The following is a 12,055-nucleotide window of genomic DNA, read 5'->3' as shown; positions in this document are numbered from 1 at the left end:
CGGTTGGGCTCAAACAAGCCGGATATCGGCTGAGATTTGTATGCACACTAAATATGATATTTTAAGGAGCTTTTTATGAATAAAATCTACAAAATTATTTGGAATAAAATTACAAACACTTGGGTGGTTACCTCAGAGTTGAGCAATGCACATGGAAAATCAACCGCCGGCAATGTTGTTACAAGTCAGCCGGTTGAAACGGCTGCTTTAAGTTTGATGTTCAGTCTGAAGGCTTCTGCAGTAGCCATTATTATGGCGCTGTTTAGTACCAATGCGGCAGCTTATGAAAGCTGGGGTACCGGCAGAACAGGCGCTACCGATATCATCATGGGCGGCGGCTCGGGGACGAGAGCAAGTGCAGCGGGAGATAATTCCACCATTATCGGTGCAAATGCAAAAGGCATTGCATCAAATGATAACCGTGCAGAGGGCGCAACCGCTGTCGGTTCCGGTGCACAAGCAACGGGTGGAGCAACAGCGTTAGGTTGGAATGCAAAGGTAGCCGGCACGACAGGCGGTGTGGCGTTGGGTGCAGATACCAGTGTTACCGGTTCAAATGCAATGGCGATGGGCTGGGCGGCTTCGGCAAGCGGTAATCGCGGGATTGCGATCGGTACCAGTTCAGGGGCGACGAACGCCACCGCATCTCAAGCTAATTCGGCAGATTCTATTGCGATCGGGACGGGGGCGGTTGCGGAAGCTGCGATATCCAATACTACAAATCAGGGCGCCAATATCTCAATTGGTAAAGATGCTTATTCCAGCAATTATGGTGCGGCGGCACAAATTATTGCCAATCGTAACGGTTCCGGCGGCGATATGGTTTTTCGTGGTCCGGATGGCGTGGGCACGACAACTCGAATTCAACCTTCCTCAGTGAGTATCGGTGAATATAGTGAGGCTTATTCAGGCTCAACTGCGGTGGGCTATAACAATATTGCCGGTACAAACGGCGCAACCGGCATGTCCGCTTTTGCTTTTGGTAACAGCAATGAGGCAACCAGCCCGTTTTCAATGGCAATGGGGTTAGGCAATAAATCAACCGGTGGTTCTTCTGTTGCCTTGGGTACGGTCAATACTGCATCGGGCGACACATCGATTGCTATCGGCCGCCAAGTCACCGCTTCCGGGAATTATTCAACCGCACTTGGGAATGTTGCCAGTGCAACCGGCAACAATGCCTTTGCCGTGGGGCATTCTTCCGAAGCGAGCGGATTGCGTTCCATTGCTATCGGTTCGACACTCTCACCAAACAATTCGTATAGCACCGGTACTGAAGCAAAAGGAACGGATGCGATTGCATTGGGTACTCAAGCTGTAGCGGTTCAAAAAGAAAGTATTGCTATCGGTAAGGATGTACGGGCAGACGGGCAGCAGTCTATTGCAATCGGTTCAACTAAATCCGATGGCGGAGGCCAAAATACACAAGCCTATACGAGTAATGCTATCGCAATTGGGGTAGGTGCGATAGCGGGTATCAACGGTGCGTCCGCTTCCAGCAATTCACAAAATACCGCCGTGGGCTACAATGCGAAAGCAACCGGACATCAATCGACCGCCATTGGTTCGGATACGCTTAGCTCAGGTAACTTCGCAACTGCACTGGGGATTGGTTCAGAAGCGACAGCAATGGGTGCAAGCGCCGTGGGTGGTGGTCAGGCTTCAGCGCAAGATGCGGTTGCGATTGGTGGATATTCACAAGCGACTGTTAATGACAGTATCGCATTAGGTTCGAGCAGCGTTGCCAACCGTGCCGCAGGACAAGCTGGTTTTAACACCGTAACCAACGCTTCCTCAACCAACACCAATTCAACATGGAAAGCGACAACAGCTGCGCTTTCTATTGGTTCAAATACCATTACCCGCCAAATCACCGGTGTTGCTGCCGGTTCGGCAGATACTGATGCCGTCAACGTAGCACAATTGAAAAATGCGCAAACGCATTACTATAGTGTGAACAGCGCCATTGCCACAGCTGGTTCTAATTACAACAACGATGGTGCCACAGGCGTGAATGCGTTGGCGGCAGGCGTGAGTGCCAGTGCAACGCAAAAAGATGCAGTAGCAGTCGGTGCCAATGCCAAAGGAACCGGAGAGTCATCCGTTGCGATAGGCGCTGCCCAGGCGAATAGTGCTCATGCGATTGCAATCGGTAATGCAGCCACGACAAGCAACAACGCAGATAGCGCTATTGCTATGGGGCATTTAGCCAAAGCAGAGAATAATTATTCGGTGGCGATCGGTAGCGGTGCTAAAGCGGGTGTTGCTAACGATACCCGTGTAACAGGAGCGGTGGCGATCGGTTCTTCTACCCAAGCGCTGGCTAATCAAGCCACGGCAATCGGTACGTATTCAAATGTATCGGGGCAGAATTCGGTTGCGGTCGGTGTGCAAAACACCGTGGCTCAGGCGAATACGGTTGCTGTCGGCAGCAACATTACCACCAGCCAAGCAAACAGCGTGGTATTGGGCAATGCCTCAACCGATCGTGCGGCGACCGCTGAAACCTCCGCAACAGTGGGCGGCGTGACTTACAACGGCTTTGCCGGCCAAGGAAAGGCGGCAAACGGCGTGGTAAGCGTGGGTACAGCCGGTAAAGAACGCCAAATCATCAACGTTGCCGCCGGCCAAATCAGCGCCAGCAGCACCGATGCAATCAACGGTAGCCAGCTGTATGCAGTGGCGAGCAAACCGATAACGTTTGCCGGCGACAGCGGCACGAATATCAACCGTAAATTGGGCGAAATCTTAAATATCAAGGGCGGTAATACCAGCACACTTACCGACAACAATATCGGCGTGGTTTCAGACGGCAGCGGCACATTAAATGTGAAATTGGCACAAAACCTGACCAATCTCAGCAGCATTGCGATTACAGGCGGCTCCACCATTAATTCAGACGGCATCAATATGAATGGGAACAAAATCACCAATGTCGGTACTGGCTCTGCACCGAATGATGCGGTGAACTACAGCCAACTGCAAACCATGGAAACCAAAGCCACAGCAGCGCAAAATACCGCCGATACGGCCAATATCACTGCCAATAATGCATTGAGTAATGCGGCAACAGCACAAACTGCCGCCAATAATGCGCAAACCACAGCCAACAGCAAACTCGGCAGCTTCACTGTAGGTGCAGATTCCGCTGCAACAGCGGCAGGTATTACTGTTGACAATAACAACACCCGTTTTGACGTGGTCGGTAAAGACGGCATTGCTACCAGCGTGAACGGCAATCAAATCAATGTGGCTTTAGATGAAACAACCAAAGCCAATATGGATAAAATCCCTGCTATTGAAAGCATGGCAAATCAAAATGCCACTGATATTGCTACCAATAAAGGCGATATTGCGAAAAATACTGTGGCGATTAATGACAATACCAGTAAGATTGCCGATAACACTACAGCGCTTGCAAAAAACACTGGAGATATTGCCACCAATACCACAGCGATTTCAGACAATACCACCGATATTCAAAAGTTAACTAGCGTCGTTGATGCCGGCACCTTTACTGTCAGTGCCAATGGCAACGCGGCCAAAGACCGCATTGCAAAAGATGAAAATATTGATTTTGTTAACGGCACCAACACAACCGCAAGCTATGACGCAGCCACTAACACGGTTAAATACAGTGTTGTGGATGCCCCGACCTTTACCGGCACAGTAACATCCAATACAGGTTTCACCACAGGCGGTGTCAGAATCACACCAAACGGTATTGATGCCGGCAGCAAGAAAATCACCAATGTGGCGAATGGTGCAGAGCCAAATGATGCGGTGAATTTTAGTCAGCTAAGTGCAGTTGAAACCAAGGCGGATAACGCACAAACTGCCGCAAATAATGCGCAAACCAAAGCTGAACAGGCAGATGCAGCCGCTGCTCAAGCGCAAGGTGCGGCAGATGCTGCCAATACCAGTGCCACAACCGCACTTGCCAATGCCGCAGCCGCGCAAACTGCTGCCGACAGCAAATTGACTTCATTTAAAGTGGGTGCAGACACCAACGGCACCAGCACAGAAACCGTTGAAATCAAAAACGGCAATGAGCGTTTCGATATTGTCGGTGTAAACGGCGGCAAAGTTGAAACCAAAGTAGACGGTAATAAAATCACGGTTGATTTGACTGAAGCCACCAAAACCAAAATCGACAATGCCGCCAGTACCGAACAGTTGAATGCGATAAGCACTAAATATTCAGACGGCAAAGCCACAACTGATTTGGAAATCGGCAAAGATGAAACGCTGACCCTAAAAGGCGGTGATAGCAATATCAACACAACGATTAATGCAACTGACAAAGCAATTGAGTTTGCGTTAAACAAAACGTTAACGGGTTTAACTGAAGTGCAAGCTGATAAATTTACAGCGGGTAATGTGGTTGTGTCTTCAGACGGCATCAATGCCGGCAGCAAGAAAATCACCAATGTGGCTGATGGCACAGAAGCAAACGATGCGGTGAATTTCAGCCAGTTGGAAACTGTGAAAACGGCTGCCGATGCTGCCGATGCCAATGCGACAAAAGCAAACGAAGCCGCCGCAGAAGCCAAAACAGCTGCCGATGCGAAATTGGAAAACTTTACTGTAGGCGCCGATCAAGCAGGCGCGGCAACAGGCATTGCCATCAGCAACGACAGTACCCGTTTTGACATCGTCGGCGCAGATGACGGCAAGGTAGAAACCAAAGTTGACGGCAACAAAATCACCGTTGATTTGACGGCAGACACCAAAGCCAAAATCGACAACGCCGCCAGCAACGCAGACTTAACCACGTTGGAAGGCAAACAACTGACCTTTAGCGGCGATGTGGGCAATGGTGTTGCACGCAAATTGGGCGAAACGCTGAAACTGAACGGCGGCGTCACCGACCCGACTAACGTCACCACCGGCAACATTTCCGTCAGCACCAACGATGCAGGCGACGGCTTGGATATCGAGCTGGCGAAAAACATCGAGCTGACCGAAGACGGCTCAATCAACTTCGGCGATAACGGCCTGATGATTAGTGATGACGGCGTGGGCTTTAATGACGGCAAAGATGGCTTTGATGCTACCGCCCCGCAAATCAGCCGCAGCGGTATTGATGCCGGCAACAAAGTTATCAGCAATGTTGCAGCCGGTGTCGCAGACACCGACGCAGTCAACAAGAAACAGCTGGACGACGTCAGCACCGCTATGGGCAACTTGACCACTAAATATTCAGACGGCAAAGCCACAACTGATTTAGAGATTGGCAAAGATGACAAACTGACCCTGAAAGGCGGCGATAGCAATATCACCACAACGATTAATGCAACTGACAAAGCAATTGAGTTTGCGTTGAACAAAACGTTGACGGGTTTAACCGAAGTGCAAGCTGATAAATTTACAGCGGGCGATGTCGTGATTTCGAAAGATAACGGCATCAACGCAGGCAGCAAGAAAATCACCAATGTGGCTGATGGTGCAGAAAACACTGATGCAGTGAATTTCGGCCAGTTGGATACCGTGAAAACGGCCGCTGATGCAGCACAAACAGCAGCCGATGCGAAACTGGCTAACGTATTGGTTGGCGTAGACACTGCGGGCGCCGATACAACTAACATGGTTACCCTCGATAAAGATGGCAACCGCTTGGATATCGTTGGCCAAAACGGCGTTGAAACCAAAGTAGACGGCAAGAAAATCACCGTTGGTTTGGATCAAGCAACCCAAGACCAACTGAAAAATGTTGAAAGTGCGGTTGGCGCTGTTGCAACCAAATATCAAGGCGATAAAGGCGAAGAAATCACCATTGCCAACGGCAAAGCGTTGAAGATTCAAGGCGCTGCCGATGATGCGGCCACAAAAGGCAACATTATCACCAATGCCGCCGGCGATACGCTTTCAATCGAAATGTCTAAAACCTTAAACGGCTTAACCAGCGTTGCCGCCGATACCTTTACCGCAGGTGATGTTGTGATTTCGAAAGATAACGGCATTAACGCCGGTAATAAGAAAATCACCAATGTGGCGAATGGCACAGAAGCAAATGATGCGGTGAATTTCAGCCAGTTGGAAACTGTGAAAACCGATGTAACTGCTGCCGCCGCTGCTGCCGATGCCAAAGCAGAAAAAGCGGACGAAGCCGCCAAAGAAGCCAAAACCACAGCTGATGCAAAATTGGAAAGCTTTACTGTAGGCGCTGATCAAGCAGGCACGGCTACAGGCATTGCCATCAGCAAAGACAGCACCCGTTTTGACATCGTCGGTGCAGATGACGGCAAGGTAGAAACCAAAGTTGACGGCAACAAAATCACCGTTGATTTGACGGCGGAGACCAAAGAGAAAATCGACAATGCCGCCAGCAACGCAGACTTAACCACGTTGGAAGGCAAACAACTGACCTTTAGCGGCGATGTGGGCAATGGTGTTGCACGCAAATTGGGCGAAACGCTGAAACTGAATGGCGGCGTCACCGACCCGGCTAATGTTACCACCGGCAATATTGCGGTCAGCACCAACGCAGCAGGCGACGGCTTGGATATTGAGTTGGCGAAAAATATCGAGCTGACTGAAGACGGTTCAATCAACTTTGGTTCAGACGGCCTGATGATTAGTGATGATGGTGTGGGTTTTGCTGCCGGCGATACATTCTCCAATGCAGCGCCATTGATTAGTAAAGACGGCATTAGCGCAGGCAACACCAAAATTACCAACGTTGCCGCCGGTGTTGCAGACACCGACGCAGTCAACAAGAAACAGCTGGACGACGTGAGCACCGCCATGGGCAACTTGACCACTGTTTATTCAGACGGCAAAGCGGATACCGATTTGGAAATCGGCAAGGGTGAAAAACTGACCCTGAAAGGCGGCGAGGATAACAATATCGTAGCCACCATTGATTCTGCCAATAAAGCGATTAACTTCACTTTGGCGAAAGAGCTGAAAGGCTTAACCAGCGTTGAAGCAGGCACATTTACTGCCGGCGGTGTCAGCATGTCTTCAGACGGCATCAATGCCGGCAGCAAGAAAATCACCAATGTGGCTGATGGCACAGAAGCAAACGATGCGGTGAATTTCGGTCAGTTGGAAACCGTGAAAACGGCTGCCGATGCTGCCGATGCCAATGCGACAAAAGCAAACGAAGCCGCCGCAGAAGCCAAAACAGCAGCTGATGAGAAACTGGCTAACGTATTGGTTGGCGTAGACACTAATAGTGCCGATACAACTAACATGGTTACGCTCAATAAAGACGGCAACCGCTTGGATATCGTCGGCCAAAACGGCGTTGAAACCAAAGTAGACGGCAAGAAAATCACCGTTGGTTTGGATCAGGCAACCCAAGACCAACTGAAAAATGTTGAAAGTGCGGTTGGCGCCGTTGCGACCAAATATCAAGGCGATAAAGGCGAAGAAATCACCATTGCCAACGGCAAAGCGTTGAAGATTCAAGGCGCTGCCGATGATGCGGCCACAAAAGGCAACATTATCACCAATGCCGCCGGCGATACGCTTTCAATCGAAATGTCTAAAACCTTAAACGGCTTAACCAGCGTTGCCGCCGATACCTTTACCGCAGGTGATGTTGTGATTTCGAAAGATAACGGCATTAACGCCGGTAATAAGAAAATCACCAATGTGGCGAATGGCACAGAAGCAAATGATGCGGTGAATTTCAGCCAGTTGGAAACTGTGAAAACCGATGTAACTGCTGCCGCCGCTGCTGCCGATGCCAAAGCAGAAAAAGCGGACGAAGCCGCGAAAGAAGCCAAAACCACAGCTGATGCAAAATTGGCTAATTTCACCGTGGGCGCCGATAAAGCAGGCGCTGCGGCAGGCATTGCCATCAGCAAAGACAGCACCCGTTTTGACATCGTCGGTGCAGATGACGGCAAGGTAGAAACCAAAGTTGACGGCAACAAAATCACCGTTGATTTGACGGCAGACACCAAAGCCAAAATCGACAATGCCGCCAGCACCGCAGACTTAACCACGTTGGAAGGCAAACAGCTGACCTTTAGCGGCGATGTGGGCGATGGTGTGGCACGTAAATTAGGCGAAACGCTGAAACTGAACGGCGGCGTCACCGACCCGACTAACGTCACCACCGGCAACATTTCCGTCAGCACCAACGCAGCAGGCGACGGCTTGGATATCGAGCTGGCGAAAAACATCGAGCTGACCGAAGACGGCTCAATCAACTTCGGCGATAACGGCGTGATGATTACCGATGACGGCGTGGGCTTTAATGACGGCAAAGATGGCTTTGATGCTACTGCACCGCAAATCAGCCGCAGCGGTATTGATGCCGGCAACACCAAAATCAGCAACGTTGCAGCCGGTGTTGCAGACACTGACGCAGTCAACAAGAAACAGCTGGACGAAGTCAGTACCGCCATGGGCAACTTGACCACTAAATATTCAGACGGCCAAGCCACAACTGATTTAGAGATTGGTAGCGGCGACAAACTGACCCTGAAAGGCGGCGATAGCAATATCGTAGCGGCTATTGATTCAGCCAACAAAGCGATTAACTTTACCTTAGCGAAAGATCTGAAAGGCTTGACTAGTGTTGCTGCCGATACCTTTACCGCAGGTGATGTGTCGATCAGCAAAGATAAGGGTATCAATGCGGGCGATAAACAAATTGCCAATGTAGCCAGTGGTTTAAATGGTACAGATTTGGCTGCTGCAGCGGGCGATATGCTGAAAAATGCCGCCAATATCGGCGACTTGCAAGCTGTGAATTCATCAGTGATTAAAGCGCAGGAAAGTGCAACGGAAGCCAAAACAGCCGCCGATGCAAAACTGGCAAGCTTTACCGTGGGCACAACCGGGGTTGACGGTGCGAAAGTAACCGTTGATAAAGACAACAGCCATTTTGATATTAAAGGTGAAAACGGTATTGCGACCGCTGTTGATGCTGAGGGTAAAAGCATCACCGTTAAGCTTGATGAGGCAACAAAAGCCAAAATCGACAATGCCGCAACCGCTGATTCCCTCAATGGCTTGAGCGTGGCATTTGAAGATGAAAACGGCAATAAAGTCAGCAATAAACTGAGTGACAATAAAGCCATTCAATTGAAAGGTGACGACAACATCAGCGTAACGGCAGATGCCGACAGCGGCGCTTTGCAGTTTGGGTTCAATAAAGACCTGACCATCGGTAAAGCGGCTGAAAACGGTCAAGCCGGCGAAGACGGCAAACTGGCGGTGAACGGTAAAGACGGCAGTGCGGTGGTGATTAACGGTGCCGACGGCTCTATCGGCCTGACCGGGCCGAAAGGTGACAATGGCGAGGCTGCGCCGACTACCAATATCGCCGTGAAAAACGGCGCCAAAGGTTTGGACGGCAAAGACGGTGAAACAGCAACCCGCATCACTTACACCAACGGCAAAGATGCTGAAGGCAACGACATCGTTGAAGAAGTGGCAACCTTGAATGACGGTTTGAAATTCAAAGGTGATAAAGGCGACGATATTGCCAAAAAATTGAATGAAACCTTAACCATTAAAGGGGGTGCGGCTGAAGGGGCTGAAATGAGCAGTAACAATATCCGTGTGGATAGTGAAGACGGCAACTTGGTGGTGAAACTGGCCAAAGAGTTGACGGATTTGAACAAGGCAACTTTCGGCACAAACGGCAATACCACCACCATCAGCGATAACGGCATCACGATTGCCAAACAAGGTGAAAACGGCGAAGACGGCAAAACCGTGAGCCTGACCGACAAAGGGCTGGACAACGGCGGCAATGTGTTGTCGAACGTGGGCAACGGTGTAAAAGACACCGATGCGGCCAATATCGCAAACGTGAAAGAGCTGGTTTCTAAAGCAACTGCCGACGGATTCAGCTTAGCCGATGACAATGGCGAAACGATTAAACAGTCTTTAGGTTCGACGATTGCTGTAAAAGGCGATGGCAAAAACATCAGCACCCAAGTGGTTAAAGATGCCGACGGAAAAGCTGAAGCCTTGCAAATTGCCTTTAACAACGACTTGACCATCGGTGAAAAAGCCGAAAACGGTGAAGCCGGTGAAGACGGCAAACTGGCGGTGAACGGCAAAGACGGCAGTGCGGTGACGCTGAACGGCAAAGACGGCACCATCGGCTTGAACGGGAAAGATGGACAAGGCACCACCATCGGTGTGAATACTGCCGGCGCCAAAGGTTTGAACGGTAAAGACGGTGAAACAGCAACCCGCATCACTTACACCAACGGCAAAGATGCTGACGGTAACGACATTGTCGAACAAGTGGCCACCCTGAACGACGGCTTGAAATTTGCCGGCAACAGCGGCGAAGCGGCGAAAAAGCTGAATGAAACCGTGAGCATTAAAGGCGCTGATGCCAACACCGATTCCAGCAAGTTTGATGCAGGCAAAAACCTGATGACGTCGGTTGAAGACGGCACCATGCGGATTGCCCTGGCGAAAGACTTGAGCGGCTTGAACAGCGCCACCTTTACCACCGACGGCGCCACGACCGTGATTAACGGCAAAGGCATCACCATCGGCGAAGGCGATAAGGTGGTGAGCCTGACCGATAAAGGCTTGGACAACGGCGGCAATGTGTTGTCGAACGTGGGCAAAGGTGAAAAAGACACCGATGCGGCCAATATCGCAAACGTGAAAGAGGCTGTTGATTCTGCGGTCGGCAGTATCACGGACAAAGGCTTTGGCGTGAAAACACAGGACGGTACGCAAACGGCGAAGCTGGGCGAAACCGTTGAGATTGTCGGTGCCGACAGCAACATCAGCACCAAAGTGGCCGATGGCAAAGTGCAAATCCAATTGGCGAAAGACATTGATTTGGGCAACGACGGCAGTTTGAGTGTGGGCGGTGTGAACGTGAAAGACGGCAAAATCAGCGGCGTGAAAGACGGTGATATTTCCGCTACGAGCAGTGATGTGGTTACAGGCAAGCAGCTTTATGCCGTGAACAATGCCACCATCACCAACCCCGACGGCACGACAACGGAGGTCAACATTAAAGATCAAGTGATCAACAATAATGTAGACAACAGCAACAGCAAATCGCAGTTCCTGACCTATAACACCAGCGGGCAGCAAACCACCGATCATCAGACGATTGCGCAAACCGTGCAAAGTATGAATACCGGCGGCGTGAAATATTTCCATACCAATAATACCGGTGCGGAAAAAGGCGATATCGGCGCAACCAACGATTCCAGCGCCGGCGGTGCCAACTCAACGGCTGTCGGGGTGAATGCGATTGTTGCCGACACCGGCACAAGTGCGGTCGCAGTCGGCCACAACACCAAAGCCAGCGGCGAATCTGCTGTAGCGATTGGCCACGGCTCGATTGCGGCAGGCAAACAGTCGCTGAGTATCGGTACGGGCAATAACGTTACCGGCAACCATTCCGGCGCAATCGGCGACCCGAATACGGTGAGCGGCAACGCCAGCTATGCATTGGGTAACAACAATACCGTCAGCACCGCTAATACGTTTGTGGTGGGTAACGATGTGACCGAAACGCTGGAAAACTCGGTGGTGTTGGGCAACAAATCGTCTGCCAAGCAAATCAACCGTGCAGATCACAACAACGGCAGCAGCTACACCTATCTGGGTGTGAATGACGAACAGGTTGCAGGTGTGGCCGATGTAGGCGGTGTAGTCAGCGTCGGCAGCGAAGGCAACACCCGTCAGATTCAAAACGTTGCCGCCGGCGTGGTTTCTGCAACCAGTACCGATGCGATTAACGGCAGCCAGCTGTACGACACGCACCGCGCTATCGACAACGTTGCGGTCGGGGTAAACCAGTTGAGTAACCGTGTGGAGAAATTGTCGCGCGATATCGACGGCGTGGGTGCGACAGCTGCTGCGATGGCCAGCTTGCCACAAGCAATCCAAGCCGGTGAAAGCATGGTGGCGATTGCCGGTGGTGCACACCGGGCGCAACGAGCCATCGCATTGGGGATTTCCAGTGTGTCGGATAACGGCAAGATGGTTTTCAAGCTGAATGCTTCACATAACAGCCGCGGCACGGTGAGCAGCGGTGTGGGCTTCGGCTATCGTTGGTAATCACTGCATCGTCATCTAAACCACACTTTGCCGGCTTAACGGT

Annotated in this window: 1 protein-coding gene; it reads left to right on the top strand. The window is 51.0% G+C overall.

The genetic code is table 11. From position 1 onward, the window contains the following. Positions 1-75: 75 nt before the first annotated feature. Positions 76-12,012 carry an ESPR-type extended signal peptide-containing protein gene (locus tag LVJ83_RS10930; protein WP_244784602.1) on the top strand — a complete coding sequence of 3,979 codons (11,937 nt, stop codon included), beginning with the start codon at positions 76-78 and terminating at the stop codon, positions 12,010-12,012. Positions 12,013-12,055: the final 43 nt, after the last annotated feature.

It is taken from the genome of Uruburuella testudinis (assembly GCF_022870865.1).
GTDB classification, from domain to species: Bacteria; Pseudomonadota; Gammaproteobacteria; order Burkholderiales; family Neisseriaceae; genus Neisseria; species Neisseria testudinis.
Note: the sequence above shows the minus strand (reverse complement) of the source record. Positions and strands in the feature narration are given on the sequence as shown.

Excerpts from the sequence above, each read along its gene's own strand:
- LVJ83_RS10930 (WP_244784602.1), top strand. The coding sequence starts at position 76 with ATGAATAAAATCTACAAAATTATTTGGAATAAAATTACAAACACTTGG.